The 17,405-nt window shown below is 51.7% G+C and carries 15 protein-coding genes; 10 read left to right on the top strand and 5 right to left on the bottom strand.

The features are described from left to right. The first annotated feature begins 1 nt into the window (after position 1). The gene (locus C2I18_RS03590; protein WP_249899923.1) at positions 2-1,909 is read left to right on the top strand and encodes a DUF2264 domain-containing protein; all 1,908 of its coding nucleotides are present in this window, start codon (positions 2-4) and stop codon (positions 1,907-1,909) included. A 209-nt stretch (positions 1,910-2,118) separates the two neighbouring features. Here the strand turns inward: C2I18_RS03590 and C2I18_RS03585 are convergent, their stop codons facing one another. Then, positions 2,119-2,319, bottom strand: coding sequence for a stalk domain-containing protein (locus C2I18_RS03585; protein WP_249899922.1), 201 nt, complete (start codon positions 2,317-2,319; stop codon positions 2,119-2,121). On the opposite strand from C2I18_RS03585, the gene C2I18_RS03580 reads away from it, so the two are divergent. Beyond that, complete coding sequence (locus C2I18_RS03580; protein ID WP_342760350.1) at positions 2,269-2,421, top strand: helix-turn-helix domain-containing protein; 153 nt, start codon at positions 2,269-2,271, stop codon at positions 2,419-2,421. The genes C2I18_RS03585 and C2I18_RS03580 overlap by 51 nt on opposite strands. Here the strand turns inward: C2I18_RS03580 and C2I18_RS03575 are convergent. From C2I18_RS03575 to C2I18_RS03565, 3 genes are all read right to left on the bottom strand, one after another. After that, entirely contained in the window at positions 2,391-3,509 is a 1,119-nt protein-coding gene (locus tag C2I18_RS03575; RefSeq protein WP_249899921.1) for a GerAB/ArcD/ProY family transporter, read from the bottom strand. The two genes, C2I18_RS03580 and C2I18_RS03575, sit on opposite strands and share 31 nt — an antisense overlap. Positions 3,510-3,758: 249 nt before the next feature. Continuing rightward, on the bottom strand, positions 3,759-4,913 hold the full coding sequence (locus C2I18_RS03570; RefSeq protein ID WP_249901992.1) for a Ger(x)C family spore germination protein: 1,155 nt from the start codon (positions 4,911-4,913) through the stop codon (positions 3,759-3,761). A 72-nt stretch (positions 4,914-4,985) separates the two neighbouring features. Continuing rightward, positions 4,986-6,413: a spore germination protein gene (locus tag C2I18_RS03565; protein WP_249899920.1), complete on the bottom strand. Its 1,428-nt coding sequence runs from the start codon at positions 6,411-6,413 to the stop codon at positions 4,986-4,988. A 411-nt stretch (positions 6,414-6,824) separates the two neighbouring features. Here C2I18_RS03565 and C2I18_RS03560 point away from each other — a divergent pair, with 411 nt between their 5' ends. The 7 genes from C2I18_RS03560 (at position 6,825) to C2I18_RS03530 (ending at position 13,817) form a co-directional block, all read left to right on the top strand. Further along, the gene (locus tag C2I18_RS03560; RefSeq protein WP_249899919.1) at positions 6,825-7,805 is read left to right on the top strand and encodes a zinc-binding dehydrogenase; all 981 of its coding nucleotides are present in this window, start codon (positions 6,825-6,827) and stop codon (positions 7,803-7,805) included. Between the two features lie 487 nt (positions 7,806-8,292). Beyond that, positions 8,293-8,592, top strand: a complete 300-nt coding sequence (locus C2I18_RS03555; RefSeq protein WP_249899918.1) for a hypothetical protein — start codon at positions 8,293-8,295, stop codon at positions 8,590-8,592. Positions 8,593-8,594: 2 nt separating this feature from the next. Then, positions 8,595-10,367 carry an ABC transporter ATP-binding protein gene (locus tag C2I18_RS03550; protein ID WP_249899917.1) on the top strand — a complete coding sequence of 591 codons (1,773 nt, stop codon included), beginning with the start codon at positions 8,595-8,597 and terminating at the stop codon, positions 10,365-10,367. Then, entirely contained in the window at positions 10,336-12,195 is a 1,860-nt protein-coding gene (locus C2I18_RS03545; protein WP_249899916.1) for an ABC transporter ATP-binding protein, read from the top strand. Before C2I18_RS03550 ends, C2I18_RS03545 begins: the two co-directional genes overlap by 32 nt. A gap of 201 nt (positions 12,196-12,396) precedes the next feature. Next, on the top strand, positions 12,397-13,335 hold the full coding sequence (locus C2I18_RS03540; protein WP_249899915.1) for a glycoside hydrolase family protein: 939 nt from the start codon (positions 12,397-12,399) through the stop codon (positions 13,333-13,335). Then, positions 13,325-13,480: a hypothetical protein gene (locus C2I18_RS03535; RefSeq protein ID WP_249899914.1), complete on the top strand. Its 156-nt coding sequence runs from the start codon at positions 13,325-13,327 to the stop codon at positions 13,478-13,480. Before C2I18_RS03540 ends, C2I18_RS03535 begins: the two co-directional genes overlap by 11 nt. A gap of 157 nt (positions 13,481-13,637) precedes the next feature. After that, entirely contained in the window at positions 13,638-13,817 is a 180-nt protein-coding gene (locus C2I18_RS03530; protein ID WP_249899913.1) for a hypothetical protein, read from the top strand. Positions 13,818-14,093: 276 nt separating this feature from the next. On the opposite strand, the gene C2I18_RS03525 is transcribed toward C2I18_RS03530, so the two are convergent. Then, a complete protein-coding gene (locus C2I18_RS03525; RefSeq protein ID WP_249899912.1) occupies positions 14,094-15,830 on the bottom strand; it encodes an ABC transporter ATP-binding protein in 1,737 nt (578 codons plus the stop codon). A 131-nt stretch (positions 15,831-15,961) separates the two neighbouring features. On the opposite strand from C2I18_RS03525, the gene C2I18_RS03520 reads away from it, so the two are divergent. Next, complete coding sequence (locus C2I18_RS03520; protein WP_249899911.1) at positions 15,962-17,401, top strand: ABC transporter permease; 1,440 nt, start codon at positions 15,962-15,964, stop codon at positions 17,399-17,401. Positions 17,402-17,405: the final 4 nt, after the last annotated feature.

Here is a 17,405-nt window from a genome sequence, read left to right as displayed (position 1 = left end):
GATGAAGATGCCCAATAACACAACAACAATCAATTCGTCCATCGCAGATAACCCCTTGAAGACCCGGCAGGACCTGGCCGCAGCGCTTGAACAGCTGACGGATCCGCTTTGGCCGTTATACAGTGACGGAGGCGCACGCCTGACAGCAGGAAATACCGGAGCAGGTTACCCGGCTTCAACCGCAGCAATGGAGGGTTTTTCCCGTGTGCTGTGGGGACTGGTGCCGCTGCTTGCCGGGGGCGGAAAGACAGCTCACTGGGATCTTATACTGGACGGCATCCGGCACGGCACCGATCCTTCCCATGAAGAGTACTGGGGGGACGTGCGGGATTACGACCAGCGCCTGGTCGAGATGGCTGTTTTTGGATTCGCACTGGCGGCTATCCCGGATAAACTTTGGGAACCGCTTGTCCCTCAGGAACAGGAGAACCTGTACAACTGGCTGAATCAAATCAATGCTCATCCCTGCCATGACTGCAACTGGCTGTTCTTCAATGTGCTGGTCAATGCAGGCTTCAGCAAAATCGGCCGTCCTTACGATAAACCGCAGATGGAGCGCAATTTGGACCGGATGGATGCCTTCCATCTGGAAGATGGCTGGTACAGTGACGGGGTGGGAGGGCACAGCGATTATTACGGACCGTTTGCCATTCATTACTACAGCCTGCTCTATGCCAGACTGATGGAACAAGAGGACCCGGAACGCTCGCAGTTGTACAAGGAACGGGCCCGGGAGTTTGCCCCAGGCTTCCTGGCCTGGTTCGCGCCGGGTGGTTCCGCGCTGCCGTACGGCCGCAGCATGGCCTACCGCTTTGCGCAGTCCGCGTTTTGGAGCGCCTTTGCTTATGCGGGACTTACGACCGATACCTTGACCCCGGGAGTGGTGAAGGGAATTGTCCTGCGCAATCTGCGCTGGTGGTTCAGCCAGCCGATTTTCGATGCCCGGGGTGTTCTTACCATTGGTTATGCTTACCCCAGCCTGGTGATGGCAGAGAGCTACAATGCTCCCGGTTCTCCTTACTGGGCGCTGAAGGCTTTTCTGCCGCTGGCACTCGGCGATGGACATCCGTTCTGGCAGGAGGATGAATTGCCGCTTCCGGAGATCCCGGCGGTTATGGTTCAGCAGGCACCGCATCTTGTTATGGTGCGCGAGGAGGCTGCGGGCCATGTGGCAGCCTTCAACAGCGGCCATTTGTCCTCTAACGAGCATACCCACACCTCTGCCAAATATGAGAAATTCGTCTATTCGACCGGCTTCGGCTTCAGCGTCCCGAGGGCGGAATGGGGACTGTCCCAAGGGGCGTTTGACTCCATGCTCGCTCTAAGCGAAGGCGGAGACAATCTGTACCGGGTCAGACGGCGGAATGCAGAGACTGCCATTGAAGACAATGTGCTGCATGCGGTCTGGAACCCTTGGAGAGATGTCGAGGTCCGGAGCTGGATCATCGCCGGACTGCCCTGGCATATCCGGCTGCACCGGATCGCCGCAGGCCGGCCGCTCGATATTGCGGAGGGCGGATTTGCACTCGGCCAGGAGGAGGAACTGGGGAGAGTGCTGGAAGCTGCCGGTATGGCGGCGTCCACGGAATGGGGTACCAGCGCCATTAAAAGCCTGTTCGGCGGCTGGAAGGGCGAGCTCGTCTGGCCCAACGCCAACACGAATCTGCTGCGTCCCCGCACAGTCCTGCCTACGCTCACGGCTTCGCTTGCGCCCGGTGTCCACTGGCTGGCATCAGCCGTCTACGGATCACCTTTATCCGGTTCTGAGCCAGGCCCGGCTGATCTCAATGCAGCTGCTGCTGCGGTGCTGCAGCAATCACCGGCAGAGCTGCTGAATGTGACCATCCGCGAAGGAAATGTAAGCATTATCACTCATACCGGAAAAGAAAAGGTGATTTTGCTGGATTAGCCGGGTTGTGTGCTGGCTGCAAAATGATCCTTGAGCCATTCTGAACAAAGAGCAGCGGTTATTCCTTTAAAGAGAGGGCCGCTGCTTGGTTTGTTTTGGGTACATTTAACGGGAGCCTGTCCTGGGTCATAGCTTCATCGTCAGAAAAGGGTGCTGTTGAAACCATAATATGATCCGAACTGGCCGTTAGCTTATAGGTGTCCATAGGATTATTTTGATTTGTAAAAGGTATCGTCCAGCTGTCTAAGTGTAATATAGACGCTTCCGTCAAACATGAGGGCGTCTTTTCCGACTGCCGCTTTAAGTGTTTTTCCGTCTTTCGTAACTGTTGCCGTCCGTGTCTTGCTGTTCCAGCCGACCTGGGCGTTCAGGAGATCGCCAAGCTGTGCGGCTTTTACGAGGAATCTCATTTCAGTGAAATTTTTAAACAGCTGAACGGTGTTTCCCCGAGCGCATACCGCAGCCGGCAGCGGAGCGGGGATTACGGATTATTTTTGTGTGATTCCAGGTGATGGGAACCGGGCGGACCTTTTATTTTGCCGGCTAACCATAGCACCAAGGGGAAGGCAATACCAAACATCATGGCGTAATAAGGCCATATAGAGTTTAAATCGGCGATAAATATGGTATTGGGCCAAATGGTATGGGCCATTGCAATTGCAATCAGCATCAGCGGAATTAAAAGAGCATTGGCGCGCCGGAGGCGGAAAATATCTGCAAGCCCCTGGGCAGAAACATATAGAAGCAGGGAGAGGCGGAAAAAAATGGTGACAAACCAGAAGACGGCAACTGCAATCTCGAAGCGCTGAAGAAACTCCCCGATACTGATGGTCCGGTCAATAAAATAGGTGGGGTACGTTAAATTTGTAACAACACCCTCGCTCATCACGGCAATGATCTGCAAAACCATGAGAAAATACATGCCGCCGCTGATTAAAGCACTGTAGAGCACTGTTTTTCTCCATTTTTTCGGCTCCGGGATATGCTGTACAAAAAACAGGTACAGGATCGCCTCCAGAAAAGGAAAGGCAAAAAAATTGAATGAGGCAAGAACGACAGGCTTCATGCCATATTCTAAAACAGGGAGAACGTTGTTTATCTCCGTATCAGGAAGAAGAGTAAGCCTGACGAAAAGATATAGAGCCAGAAGTATAAAAAACAAGATTTCTGCACAGCGGCCAATAACGACCGGGCCTGACCGGATAGCAAAATAAACGGCTACCAGCATGAGGACGTAAATGGCTTCGTAGGGAGTTTCAGGCATAATGGAGGTTGTAACAAAGTCACCCAGATTCCGGAGTGTCATGATGAATTCAAGAAAAGGAAAAAGGAGGATGAAAACAGCTGTAATTACCATCCCCCCCAAGGGTCCGAAGAGGTAACGCAGATAGTTCACGAAAGAATTTCCTTTCATTTGCCTGGCGACTGAGGTATATAACGGGATTAACAACAGATGAAAACCCAAAGATACCGGTATGGAGAGCCAAGCATCTTGTTTGGCCACAGCGGTAATTATGGAAGGGAGTACCAGATACGCGCTTCCTATTGCATAAAGTGCAAACCACACAATAGCCTGCCGGACAGTCAGTTTGGTATTCATACCGGTTCCCCCCTTTTTAAGATAGCATTACAGCAACCCACTGGCTTACTGGCCGGAATATGAACAGAATCACCTGCAGCGGGCTCGGGACTTCAATGTGGACGAGTTGCAGCAGGATCAATATTGCGCCTATAGACAACAATATGGAGCTAATTACAATTTCGCGCACATATCGTTTCTTCCCTAATTGTTTAAGCTCGTATATAGACGCTAGAATGGAGCCTGCAAGAATCACATATAGCATAACCTTCACTCCTGCTTGTCCTGTCCTGAATTAACCGGACTGATGATTTTTCCGACCCGTTTCAGATGATAGTGGATCCGGACGTCCACCTTGAGCTGTTGGAATTTTTGCGCCCAGTCTTCTTTCCACATATTCCATTGATGAGGATATTTCCGGTGAAAAGCTTCCCCGAACCCGAAGATATCTGAACCAAGCTTCTGCGCACTCCGGACGCCATCCAGTAGAATTTGTTCCTGATATTCTCTGGCCGCATCTTTTAAATCCTTAAATACCCTCTCATCCTTCAGGTCGGTATTACACGCGCTCTCCCCGATGTTGGCTTCGGTATCCACAACCAGGGAAATATGCGGTTCATGATCAACAATTTCAGGATGTATCTTTACTTTTGAACGGATCACTTCGATCACAAATTTTTCATTGGAATCCGGGCAGTCAATTGCCGCAACTGTACTGGAAACGCGGTTTGTTATATAGGTATAGGCTTTACTTTCCGATTCATTCATCCAGCCGACCAGCCGGTCCTCTTTGAAGACGCCGATTCCTGTAAAAAAATAATTTACATGCTGAGGTGACTTTTTTACATTTTCAACAGTAAGGCCTTTTTCCAGGTTTCTCAGCCGGATCCCCGTCAGAACAGGTTCAATGCCGTCTTTCGTAAAATACTGCAGAAGGTCCTTCACATTGATGGCGGAGGTGGGGGCCCATGCTTTTTCAGAAACCCTCAATGCCTTATACATATCCATGGCAGGCAAAACCTCGGTTGGGCCTACAAAAGTAACGGCATCCTTAGCCGAATGATCTCGGACCACAGCTAAATAGAAGTCAGGCCGTACTTCAGGGTCGCGGAACAGAAAGTCCAGTGGCTCTTTGATTCCTTTTTTTGCAGTTTCCTCGTCAAAGATCACAATCTTCAAGTGGGACAGATACATTTTTCTGGACGATTCCGTTGTGAATTTCCGGATAGCTTCAAATATTGTACTGGCACGTATTGAAAAAACGATTGTTGGCGAGCGGTCCATCGGCCGGTTACGGGACATTTGCGAGGGATCGACCACCTGCACACTAACCTCATATTGATCCTTCACTCTATCGATGCCGATGGCCATGACAACAGACATTTCGTTCAATTCCTTGCTATTCCAGCACCCCGTAAGAAACATCATTAGCAGTATGGAAATAAGCAGTGATAAAAGGGCAGATCGGCAGAATTTCATCATAACTTACTCCTTTGGTTATTTGCGGCTGGCTCTTTTTGTTCCAAAAGGGAAGCGCAGAATGGCATCTCTTTGTTTCTGTGAATTGTAATTCGCCAGCGGGCTCAAATACGGTACACCGAAAGAATGAAGTCCATTCAGATGCACCAAGAGCAGGAGGATGCCGACAGTCAAGCCGTACACTCCAAACATGGCGGCCAGTATCATGAATCCGAAACGCAGCAGTCTAATGGGAAGAGCCATAGTATAGGAAGGGATGACAAAACTGGAAATTGCAGTGATTGCAACTACGATGACCATAACAGCTGAAACGATGCTCGCTTCGACGGCGGCTTGTCCAATAACAATCGAGCCCACAATGGAGACGGCTTGACCGACCGTCCGCGGCATGCGGAGACCTGCTTCCCTGAGGATTTCAAAAATCACTTCCATAATCATTGCCTCAACGAATGCCGGAAATGGAACCCCTTCACGCTGTGCTGCCAAGCTTAATAACAGGACCGTTGGGATCATATCCTGATGGAACGTCGTTAGAGCAATATATATTGAAGGTGCCAGCATGCATATGAACAGGGAAAAGTACCGCAAGATCCGGATAATACTGCTGTAAATAAAAGACTGGTAATAATCCTCTGCAGATTGTATGAAATCCACAAACACGGCAGGGGCGAGAAGGACGAAAGGCGATCCATCAATAAATATTGCGATTTTCCCCTCCATAATACCTGCTGAAATAGAGTCCGGACGGTCCGAATTATAGAAGATCGGAAAAATCGTGAGCTGCTTTTCCCCACGGACGCATTCCTCCAGATATTCGCTTTCAAGTACACCTTCAATCTGAATACTCTTTATTTTAGAGATCATATTCTGCACCATATCCGGATCAGCAACCTCATGTATGTACATGACCGATACATCGGTCTTGGTCTTACTGCCGATTGTTATTGTAGTTAATCTGGTCCTGGCATCTTTTACCCGGCGGCGGACCAATGTCGTATTCGTACGCAATGTTTCCGTAAACGATTCTTGCGGTCCTCTGACAACAGGCTGGGTCTTGGATTCCGATATGCTTCGTTCTTCCCATCCGGGCAGGGAGATGCTTAATCCGGCATCTGTATCATCCAGTAACAGGAGAATGCTCCCTGAAAGAATCTGGTCCAGCGCCTCTTGAGCGCTCTGAACAATGTTTGCTGCTCCGACGTCGAGAACTTCATTCTTCAAAACAGGTAAAGTGATTTCGCCGGAAGCGGTACAGCCGTGCAGCGGCCGGATGACATTGTCCTGTACCATTTGCATGTCGGTCATTCCGTCCAGATAAAAAAGAGCAGCGGATATGCGGCCTATCGTAATTTCACGGACGATGAAATCTGAACTGTTTCCCATGAAGTCACAGAGGAGATCCATATTCCGGCTTAATGACTTGAAAAAGTCCGATTGTGCCTTCATCTTCACTTAGTCCCCCTCTCGGATGCTCAGCATTATGAACCACTTCCCGCTTGAGAAGAATATTTGTATTATGGGCAATTATTTCTTTGATATCCCAAAAAATCAAAAGATCACCAAATTGCAGGAGATGTGTTTGTCACAATGAACCGCTGTGATGATTCAGGAGATCAGGGAAGAATGCATCGAAAGAACGAACGGGTTCATTGAGCCCGAGTAGATTTAATAGGAGCTTACTTTCTGGCCGGAGCTCTTACCCCGGCCTGCGTTGTTTATACACTGAGCTTGAAATTTAACGACAGTACTGAAGGCAGCTGAGCGTGAAATGAAGCAATCCGCGATATGGCAGCCTAAATCTGCTACAATACTTTAAGTAGAATTTTTAAGCAGATTACCCCAAAGGAGAGAGTGCTCTTGAAAGCTTTGCTGCTGCAGGAAAAAGGGAAATGGAATGAGATGAAAGTCAATGAGATGGACATGCCCTCCGCGGGAAAAGGCCAAGTCCTGGTAGAGGTGCACGCGGCCGGGCTTAACCCTGTGGATTACAAAACGGCAACCGGAGGCAATCCGAATTGGACCTATCCGCATGTGCTCGGACTGGACGTAGCCGGTGTTATCGCCGGAGTCGGCGAAGGGGTGGAGCAGTGGAAGACCGGTGACCGGGTCCTCTATCACGGGAATCTGACCCAAGGGGGCGGCTATGCGGAATTTACCGTCGCCAAAGCGCATGCGGTCTCGCGGATTCCTGACGGTGTATCTTTTGAAGAGGCAGCGGCTCTGCCGACTGCCGGTTATACCGCATATCAGGCGGTGTGCCGGAAGCTTCCGCTGTCACAGGTGCATACCCTGCTGATTCATGGGGGAGCCGGCGGCGTCGGCGGTTTTGCGGTCCAATTGGCCAAGCTTGCGGGCAAGCAGGTCATTTCAACGGCGTCCAGCCATAACCATGAATATGTGAAAAGCCTGGGGGCCGATCATGTCATTGATTACCGCGAGGCAGACGTTACGGCAGAGGTACTGCGCATTACAGGCGGCAGAGGAGTAGACGCCGTGATCAGCACGGTCAGCAGACAAACTGCTACGGAGGCGTTAGAGCAGATTGCCTTCTCCGGGCATGTAGTGCATATTGCGGGAGCACCGGATTACGGACAGATCAAGCCGTTCACCAAAGCGCTGTCGATTCATGAGGTTGCGCTCGGCGCTGCCCACCAGTCCGGTGACCTTGTTGCTGAACAAGAGCTGGCTGCCATCGGGAACGAAATGCTTCAGCTGCTGGCGGAAGGCAAACTTTCCTCCCTGCTGGAGGAGGTTGTCGCACTTGAGGCGGTCCCGGATGCTTTAGCGCGGCTGTCGGAGCGGCATGTGCGGGGCAAGATCGTGGCGAAACTGAAGTAACTGCATGCGCAAAGGAGTAATGATTCCAGCACAGCGTGGTATAACTTCATTACGGTATACATGAGAACTGAAAGTTAAACTTCAGCTGAAGAAGGTTCATCAGTAACTGTAACTGCACTTTATACAACTAAAAAGCCGCCTTTTCTTCAATAAATTGGTTTAAGTGTATTTCGTGCAGTTAAAAATCCGGATTTGGCTTGTTTTTGCCGATCCCGGCAAATTTAGCTGCACGGAATGCATTTATATCGAAACGGTGCAGAAATCAGCTGCTTTTAATTGCATAAAATACAATTATCGATACAGAAGCACCTTCAAAGTACTGCAAAAACTGGTCTACCATAACTGATTGAACGGCCGCTTCCGGCTAATTACCGGAGACGGCTTTTTTTATGACAAGAGGATCATTTCCTATCATTCCGCATATCATTCCACATTGACATTCCGCCCTCAACTGTATACATTTGTATACAAAGGAGTGATTCGAGTCATGAGAGAGCATTTTGAACACGGTGACCGGAACTGTGAAGGCAGGCATAAAGGCAAACACCTTCATGATGGTGCAAAGACCTTCCGCCGCGGGCGGGCGCTGGAATTTTTGAGTGTGCTGGAAGTCAAACGGACGACGCTCAGGGGGCAGGTAGAGGCGCCGGAGTATCAGGAGATCAGACCGGTTTTACTTGGGGAACTCAAAGCGGTTGAGATGATTATTGAAGAGTACACCCGGCATTTTGAACTCCGCGCGAGGGAAGCTGAAGGGCAGCGGGCGGAACCGTCAGAAGGAGATTGACCATGTGGGGATTAAGAAGCTATCTGAAGCCGTATTTGAAATTTATAATCCTTGCTCCGGTCTTCATGATGATGGAGGTCTTTTTTGACCTGCTTCAGCCTACTCTTGCCGCACATATCGTCGACTTCGGGGTTGTGGAGCGTAACTTCAGTGTCATTGAACGGACCGGGTTTACAATGCTTGCGGTGGCGGTACTGTCTTTGGTGAGCGGCGTATTGTGCAACTTTTTTGCCAGCCGGGCCTCGCAGAATTTCGGTGCTGACATTAGAGAAGCGCTGTTCAGGAAGGTACAGACCTTCTCGTTCGAGAATGTGGATACCTTCAAGTCGGGATCGCTGATGACCCGGATGACCAGCGATGTCGTGCAGGTGCAGAATCTGGTACAGATGGGGCTGCAGGGCCTTGTCCGTTCTCCCAGCCTGCTGATTGGCAGCGTAGTTATGGCAATATTAATTAACGTCCGGCTCGGGCTGATCCTGCTGGGGACCCTGATTGTCCTGATTGCAGTAGTCTTTGTGCTGATCCGCTTTTCCACTCCGATCTTCACGGCGGTGCAGAACAAGCTGGATGCGGTAAACACAAGAATTCAGGAAAATCTGGCCGGTATCCGTGTAGTCAAAGCATTCGTCAGATCCCGTTACGAGACCAAGCGGTTCCGTGAAGTCAACGAAGATTACACGCGGGTGTCGATCCGGGCCGCCCGGTTCATCGCGCTGAACTCTCCAATTGTAACGCTTATTATGAACGCCTGTCTGGTCACTGTCCTGCTGTACGGCGGGAATCAGGTGTCCTTCGGTTCGGTGCAGGCCGGGGATCTCGTCGCTTTTGTGAACTATGTCGTGCAGGTATTGTCTTCCCTGCTGATGGTGAGCGGGCTGCTGATGAACGTGTCCCAGGCCAAAGTGTCCGCAGACCGTATCCGGGCAGTGCTGAATACCCAGCCTCATATCGAAGGCGGGGATCATGACAAGAACGTGGCTCTGCCGGGCCGGCATGTGAGGTTTGAACGGGTGTCTTTTTCCTATAACGGCTCATCCGGTTCCAGAGATCTGGTGCTGCGGAATATTAATATTGAAGCCAGCCGCGGCGAGACAGTGGCGATTATCGGGGCAACAGGTTCCGGCAAAACAACACTGGTCCAGCTGATTCCCCGGCTCTATGATGTGACGTCAGGTTCCATTCAAATGGACGGGCAGGACATCCGCGGACTTCCGCTGCTGGAGCTGAGAAGTAAGATCGGGATGATTCTGCAGGAGTCCTTCCTGTTCACCGGTACGATCCGCGACAATATCGCTTTTGGTAATCCTGGTGCAACACAGGCGGAAGTGGAAGAGGCGGCCAGGACGGCTCAGGCGCATGATTTTATCAGCAGGCTGCCTGAAGGCTATGGTACGCTGCTGGGCCAAAGAGGTGTAAATCTCTCCGGCGGACAGAAGCAGCGTCTCTCCATTGCGCGGGCGCTGCTCGTTAAGCCGCCGGTTCTCATTATGGACGACAGTATGAGCGCACTCGACTCCAGGACGGAAAAAGCGCTCCGCACCGCCTTAAAGGATGTCATGCAGGACACGATTACGTTCCTTATTGCCCAGCGGATTTCGTCTGTCATGGATGCGCAGAAGATCCTCGTTCTTGACGACGGCGCGGTTGCAGGCAGCGGGACCCATGAACAATTAATGAAGAACTGCAAGGTTTATCAGGAGATATACCGGTCTCAATTTGGCATGCAGGAGGAGGAGGTGCCTTATGTCCAGCAGCAGCCCGTCCAATCACGCTAATCAAACTAAAATGCCGCAGAAATTCGACCAGATGGGCTTCCGCCAGGGACCTGGCCATATGCAGGCCGGACCCAAAGTAAGATCCAAAGATGCGTTTGGAACGCTGAAAAGAATCGGGGGCTACCTGAAGACTGAGCGGCGTGCTCTCGCTTGGGTGATTTTATGTACCGTTCTTACCACCGGACTTTCGCTGATGGGTCCCTATCTGATCGGCAGGCTGTTCGATGATCATATCGTGCCGGGCCGTTACGAAGGCATGTTCCGGATGGGAATGATTCTGTTCGGGGTGTATGCGCTGGGAGCGTTTTTCACCTGGGTTCAGCAGTACACCGCTTCAAGCCTGTCCCAGAACACGGTGCGGAATATGCGTCAGGACCTGTTCGACAAATATCAGAAGCTTCCGGTATCCTTCTTTGACCAGCGTACACACGGCGAGCTGATGAGCAGAGCAGTAAATGATATCGCCAACGTCTCCAATACGCTGAATCAGACGGTTGTACAGCTCATTGCCAGTGTGCTGATGCTTGCCGGCAGCATGATTATGATGCTCAGCCTGAGTGTGTGGATGACGCTGATTACACTTCTGACGGTGCCAATCATTACATTCAGCATTAAAAAAATAACAGGCTATACCCGCCGCTATTTTTCACAGCAGCAGCAGTATCTTGGAGAGGTGAACGGATATGTCCAGGAGAATATTTCCGGCCTGAAGGTCGTAAAAGTGTTCGGCCGGGAAGAGCGCTCGATTGAGCAATTCCGTGAGATCAACGAGCGGCTGCGGGCCGTCGGAGTCAAAGCACAAAGCTTCTCAGGTTCTGTGGGACCGATGATGAATACCATGCGTAATTTGACCTTCCTGGTCATCGCGGTATTCGGCGGTATTTTTGCCTATCATGAGCTCATCACCATCGGTATCATCGTCAGCTTCCTCAATTATTCCAACCAGTTCAGCCAGCCGCTCAATCAGCTCGCCAACCAGTACAATCTGTTCCAGTCGGCGATTGCCGGAGCGGAGCGTGTATTTGAGGTGCTGGATCTGCAATCCGAGATCGGGGAAGGTTCAGCAGGAGACAATACCCGCCGGATCAGGGGCGAAGTCGTGTTTGAACAGGTAGGCTTCGGGTATAAACCGGATGCCGCTGTGCTGAAGAATCTCTCCCTGCATGCAGAGCCGGGTCAGGTGCTGGCGCTTGTCGGTCCGACCGGTGCAGGAAAAACGACTATTATTAACCTGCTCACAAGGTTCTATGATATCCAGTCAGGCCGGATTCTCATTGATGGTGAAGATATCCGTGATATCGACAAACGGGTGTTAAGGGAGCAGATCGGGCTGGTGCTGCAGGATGCCTATGTATTTTCCGGGACGATCCGCGAAAATATCCGCTACGGCCGCCTTGATGCCACAGACAGGGAAGTGGAAGAAGCAGCCCGGCTGGCCAATGCGGATGTATTTATCCGGAAGCTGCCGGGCGGCTATGATACGGTACTGAATGCTGAAGGCGGCAGCTTGAGCCAGGGGCAGCGGCAGCTGCTGACGATTGCCCGTGCCGTGCTGGCTAACCCGTCCATATTGATCCTGGACGAAGCTACGAGCAATGTCGATACGCGCACCGAGCTGCATATCCAGGAAGCAATGAGAACCCTGATGAAAGGCCGGACCAGCTTCGTGATTGCCCACCGGCTCAGCACCATCCGTGAGGCGGATGCCATTCTCGTCGTACAGGACGGGGAAATCACCGAGCGGGGAACACATGAGGAGCTGCTGGCCCAAAAAGGCTTCTATTACGAGATGCACCAGAGCCAGTTTGTGCAGGAGAATGCGGGCTAAGCATTCAGGCTTTTATAACATAAGCATGCATTGGAGCAGCAGGTCTTTCCTATAAGGGGGGCGGCTGCTCTTTTTAGGATATCCAGAAATGCGGTTGCGGACGATCGCTAAATACTTTTCTAATAGATGAAAAAACTGTAGTACACTATTTATGACTGTACAAGCGCTTCCACTAATTTAAATAAGAGAGGATGCTCACCAATGAAAGCACCTTTATTCAGAGATCCGGTATACGACGGCGCGGCTGACCCTGTTATCGTCTGGAACCGGGAGACAAAGGAATGGTGGATGATATATACGAACCGCAGAGTATCAGCAGAAGGGGAAGGAGTAGCCTGGGTGCATGGCACTGATCTGGGTGTCGCTTCTTCACGCGACGGCGGTGCGAACTGGCTCTACCGCGGCACACTGCAGGGACTGGATATTGAATGGGGTCGCAATACGTTCTGGGCCCCGGAAATTTACTATCATGACGGACTCTACCATATGTATGTCAGCTATATTCAAGGCGTGCCGGCAGGCTGGGCCGGGCACCGGCGCGATATGCTTCATTATAGCAGTGCTAACCTGCTGGAATGGACCTTCCATTCCAAGCTTGAGCTGAGCTCAGACCGGGTGATCGACGCCTGCATCTGCGAGCTTCCGGGAGGGAGCTTCCGTATGTGGTACAAGGACGAAGCTAACGGGTCGCATACTTATGCGGCCGACAGCAAGGATCTCTATCACTGGAAGGTTGTCGGGCCGGTCATTACAGGACGCCCGCACGAAGGGGCCAATGTCTTCCGGTTCAAAGACGATTACTGGATGATTGTTGACGAATGGCGGGGACAAGGCGTATTCCGTTCCGATGACCTGGATGTTTGGGAGCGGAACGGGCTGATCCTGGACCAGCCGGGAACACGTGAAGATGACGGTGGAATCGGCCTGCATGCTGACGTTGTGGTGCAGGGGGAAGAGGCTTATATTTTCTATTTCACACATCCCGGGAGAGACGGCAGCCAGAACGAAGACCGTCCCGAAGGCAGGTATCAGAGCCGCCGCTCTTCGATTCAGGTGGCCCGGCTGGATGTTATAGACGGCATACTTGTCTGCAACCGTGATGAGCAATTCGAGATGAGGCTGCTGCCGGATGGGGATTAGCGGGAAAAGTCCCGTTGAATTCGGCCAGCTCGGGCAGAATGGTGGAATGAACGGGAAAAGTCCCGTTGAATTTAGCCAGTTCGGGCAGAATGAGGGAATGAACGGGAAAAATCCCGTTGAATTCGGCCAGCTCGGGCCAGAATGACGAAATGAATGGGAAAAGTCCCGTTGGATTCACAGAAATCGGTCGGTGTGGTGAAATGAACGGGAAAAGTCCCGTTGAATTCGCAGAAACCAGCCAAGTTAGCGAAATGAGAGGTACAAATACCTCTGAATAAGCCGAAACCAGCCACGGCGGTGAAATGAGCAGCACAAATACCTCTGAATACGCCGAAATCAGCCAAGTTAGCGAAATGAGAGGTACAAATACCTCTGAATACGCCGAAATCAGCCACGGCGGCGGAATGAGAGGCACAACTACCTCTGAATACGCCGAAACCAGCCACGGCGGTGAAATGAGCAGCACAAATACCTCTGAATAAGCCGAAACCAGCCACGGCGGCGAAATGAGAGGCACAAATACCTCTGAATGCACAGAAACCAGCCAAGTTAGCGAAATGAGGGGCGCGGCTAAATTGCAGCTATATAATGGAAGGAAGTGTAACGAAAAGCGCCGTGACAGTTACTTGCCAAGGGGACGACACCCGCATAGGACGCCGATAATCCCAACTAAATGCCAAAGCATGCATGCCCCGCTTTCCTCACAATGTAAAAAAGAGCAGCGCTCCTCCATTAAAGAGGGCGCTGCTCTGCTATGTTCAGCCGGTCGGCATCGCGACCCAGTGGCCTTTTGAGATCTCTACCAGGCTGGAGTTCTCCAGATTGTATTTATCGGTGCTGGTCTGCTCCTCCAGCAGCACCCGCTTCTTGGCTGCTTCGATCTTCGGATCGGGCACCGGGATTGCAGCCAGCAGCGATTTGGTATATTCGTGCTGCGGGTTGGTGTACAGCTCCTCGCTTTCAGCGAGCTCGACGATCCGGCCCATATACATAACGGCTACCCGGTCGCTGATATGCTTGACCATCGACAAGTCATGTGCGATGAAGAGATACGTCAGGCCAAGGCGCTGCTGCAGATCCTCCAGCAGCTTGACGACCTGCGACTGGATGGACATATCCAGCGCAGAGAGCGGCTCGTCGCAGACGATGAACTTGGGCTCGACGGCAAGGGCGCGGGCAATTCCAATCCGCTGGCGCTGGCCGCCGGAGAATTCATGCGGGAAGCGGACAGCAAAAGCCGGATCGAGTCCCACCAGATCGAGCAGCTCCTCGACCCGTTTTTTGCGCTGGCTTGTACTGCCGGACAGGTTATGTACATCCAGCGCCTCGCCGATAATGTCCAGCACCTTAAACCGCGGATTCAGTGAAGCATAGGGATCCTGGAAGATCATCTGCATATGCCGCCGCATCGTCTTCATTTCACCTGCATTCAGCCGGTTCACGGCCATGCCCTTGAAGAGCACATCCCCGCCGGTTGGCTCGTGGAGGCGGAGGATGGACCGGCCGGTTGTGGACTTGCCGCTGCCGGATTCCCCGACCATGCCGAGCGTCTCGCCTTCCCGGATGTGGAAGCTGATATCGTTGACTGCGCGCAGCACTCTGCCTTTGCCAAGATCAAAATGCTGCTTCAAGGAGCGCACTTCCAGCAGCGGACGGCTTCCCTCCGAGGGGATAATCAGTCCCGGCGGCTTGGGCTTTTTCTTCTCGTCCAGCCGTGGAAGGGCGTTCAGCAGCCGCTGCGTATAAGGATGCTGCGGGCGGGCAAAAATCTCCTCCGTTGTGCCTGTTTCCACAATCTCGCCGTCCTTCATGACGGCTACCCGGTCGCACATCCCTGCGACAACGCCCAGGTCATGGGTGATCAGAATAATGGAGGTGCCGAGCCGCTGCTGCATATGCTTCATCAGATTGAGGATCTGGGCCTGGATGGTTACATCCAGCGCCGTGGTCGGTTCGTCGGCAATGAGCAGCGCCGGCTGGCAGACAAGGGCAATCGCGATCATAACCCGCTGCCGCATGCCGCCTGAGAATTCATGCGGATACTGCTGGTACCGCATTTCACTGTCACGGATGCCGACCTGCTTCAGCATCTCCAGCGCCTCCTGCTTGGCAGCCTTACGGGAGAGCTTGCGGTGCTTGATCAGGCTCTCGCTGATCTGTTCACCGACGCGGATCGTCGGGTTCAGCGAGCTCATCGGATCCTGGAAGATCATGCCGATCTCCCGGCCGCGGATATGTTCCATCTGCTTCTCCGATTTCTCGGCGAGATTATTCCCGAGGAATTCAATTTCTCCTTCTTTCAGTATGGCGGGCGGGGTAGGGAGCAGTCTCATAATGGAGCGTGCGGTGACACTTTTGCCGCTGCCCGATTCCCCGACGATTCCCAGTGTTTCCCCTTTATAAACTTCAAAGCTTACGCCGCGGACGGCGGAGCGCTCTTCATCATGACTCTGGAAAGAGACATGCAGATTATTCACTTTCAAAATAGGTTCCATTTGTCCTCCTGCCAGTTCTCCTAAAATTTAAACAGCTTATCTTGACTTTATAGCAATCTATTAATAAAATATACCTTATCTATCGGAATAGTACAATTTAAAAAAGAGGAAAGTTTAAGGAGGATAGAAATATGGAGGCGGCAAAAAGTGGGGGAGTCAACTTCACCCAGGCCATCGGTGATACTTACGGCAAACTGCTGCAGAACTCCTCGTACCGGTATTTTGCTCTTGTGCTGGGCGCTCCTGTTAATCTGTTCACGCTGCTTGTTCACCGTGCCCGGAAGAACGGGACCGTTCAGACTTCTATAGAGAAGGAAACACGGCAGGAACTGAAGGCTTCCGGGGTTCAGGAGCAGCTTCAGCATGAGTTCGCTGAGCAGCTGCGCAGCAAAGCCGACTTTTTTGGACAGCAGATCAGCGAAGCGGAGCTCGCCAGCCAGTCCCGCAAGCTTGCGGAAGAACGGTTTGAGAACATGGTGGCCGAACAGACAGAGTCCAGTCTTCAGAAGAAAGGACACGCAAGATCGACCTTTATCACTACATTTAAGGACCTTTTGCGGCATCCGCTGTTTCTGACTTTATCTATTATAGCAGGCTTACCGTTATATTTATTGATTTTTTTATACAGCAGTCCTTATCTCAAATACATATTTGAAAGATTGGTAATGACTGTATTTGTTATATTCGGAGTGGCATTCCTTGTATTTACAATCCTGTATATTTCTCCGTTTGATCCTGCGGTTAACATTCTCGGACAGACGGCCACCGAAGCCCAGATTACTGAATTTAACAGGGTATACGGACTGGATCAGTCTTATATTGTGCAGCTATGGGAGAATATCAAAGGCATCGCGATGTTTGATCTGGGCAAGTCCTTTGCGGGAAATGAAGAGATCGTCAGTGCAATCGGCCGTAAATTTCCGGTCACGCTGGAGCTGACGCTGTTCTCGCTCCTGATGGCTGTCGTCATTGCTATTCCGATCGGGATCATTTCAGCTACCAAGCCCAATTCCTGGTTTGACTATACCTTCATGCTGATTGCGCTGATCGGCTTGTCGATCCCGAGCTTCTGGCAAGGTCTGATCTTTATCCTCGGCTTCTCCATTAAGCTGCAGTGGTTCCCGGCGACCTTCAACCCGGGCAACTGGCTGACCTTCATCATGCCGGTGGTGGTGCTGGGAACGGGACTGACTGCTGCAATTGCCCGGATGACCCGTGCTTCCACGCTTGAGGTCATTCATGAAGATTACATTATTACGGCGACTGCCAAAGGCCTGAACAGACGGACGGTTCTGTTGAAGCACGCTGTGCGCAATGCGCTGATCCCGATTGTGACCGTAATCGGTCTGCAGTTCGGGGGCATGCTGGGCGGGGCAGCCGTTACCGAGAAAGTATTCAACATCAGCGGTCTGGGCAGCTATATCGTGGATAAGCAGTTCATTCCCGACATCCCGGCCATTATGGGAGGCGTTGTCTATACTGCGATTACCATCTCATTGATAAACGCCATTATCGACATTTTATACGCTTTTGTGGACCCGCGCATCCGTTCCAAAATGAAACAATACTGATAGC

The sequence above is a fragment of the Paenibacillus sp. PK3_47 genome, from assembly GCF_023520895.1.
In the GTDB taxonomy this organism is placed as follows: domain Bacteria; phylum Bacillota; class Bacilli; order Paenibacillales; family Paenibacillaceae; genus Paenibacillus_AQ.
The sequence above is the reverse complement of the archived record's forward strand: the minus strand, read 5'-3'. Positions and strand labels throughout refer to the sequence as shown.

What these genes read in the sequence shown, in the direction of transcription:
- C2I18_RS03590 (WP_249899923.1), top strand. Translation starts at nt 2, where the DNA reads ATGAAGATGCCCAATAACACAACAACAATCAATTCGTCCATCGCAGAT.
- C2I18_RS03585 (WP_249899922.1), bottom strand. Translation starts at nt 2,319, where the DNA reads ATGAGATTCCTCGTAAAAGCCGCACAGCTTGGCGATCTCCTGAACGCC.
- C2I18_RS03575 (WP_249899921.1), bottom strand. Translation starts at nt 3,509, where the DNA reads ATGAATACCAAACTGACTGTCCGGCAGGCTATTGTGTGGTTTGCACTT.
- C2I18_RS03570 (WP_249901992.1), bottom strand. Translation starts at nt 4,913, where the DNA reads ATGTTTCTTACGGGGTGCTGGAATAGCAAGGAATTGAACGAAATGTCT.
- C2I18_RS03565 (WP_249899920.1), bottom strand. Translation starts at nt 6,413, where the DNA reads ATGAAGGCACAATCGGACTTTTTCAAGTCATTAAGCCGGAATATGGAT.
- C2I18_RS03555 (WP_249899918.1), top strand. Translation starts at nt 8,293, where the DNA reads ATGAGAGAGCATTTTGAACACGGTGACCGGAACTGTGAAGGCAGGCAT.
- C2I18_RS03550 (WP_249899917.1), top strand. Translation starts at nt 8,595, where the DNA reads ATGTGGGGATTAAGAAGCTATCTGAAGCCGTATTTGAAATTTATAATC.
- C2I18_RS03545 (WP_249899916.1), top strand. Translation starts at nt 10,336, where the DNA reads ATGTCCAGCAGCAGCCCGTCCAATCACGCTAATCAAACTAAAATGCCG.
- C2I18_RS03540 (WP_249899915.1), top strand. Translation starts at nt 12,397, where the DNA reads ATGAAAGCACCTTTATTCAGAGATCCGGTATACGACGGCGCGGCTGAC.
- C2I18_RS03535 (WP_249899914.1), top strand. Translation starts at nt 13,325, where the DNA reads ATGGGGATTAGCGGGAAAAGTCCCGTTGAATTCGGCCAGCTCGGGCAG.
- C2I18_RS03530 (WP_249899913.1), top strand. Translation starts at nt 13,638, where the DNA reads ATGAGCAGCACAAATACCTCTGAATACGCCGAAATCAGCCAAGTTAGC.
- C2I18_RS03525 (WP_249899912.1), bottom strand. Translation starts at nt 15,830, where the DNA reads ATGGAACCTATTTTGAAAGTGAATAATCTGCATGTCTCTTTCCAGAGT.
- C2I18_RS03520 (WP_249899911.1), top strand. Translation starts at nt 15,962, where the DNA reads ATGGAGGCGGCAAAAAGTGGGGGAGTCAACTTCACCCAGGCCATCGGT.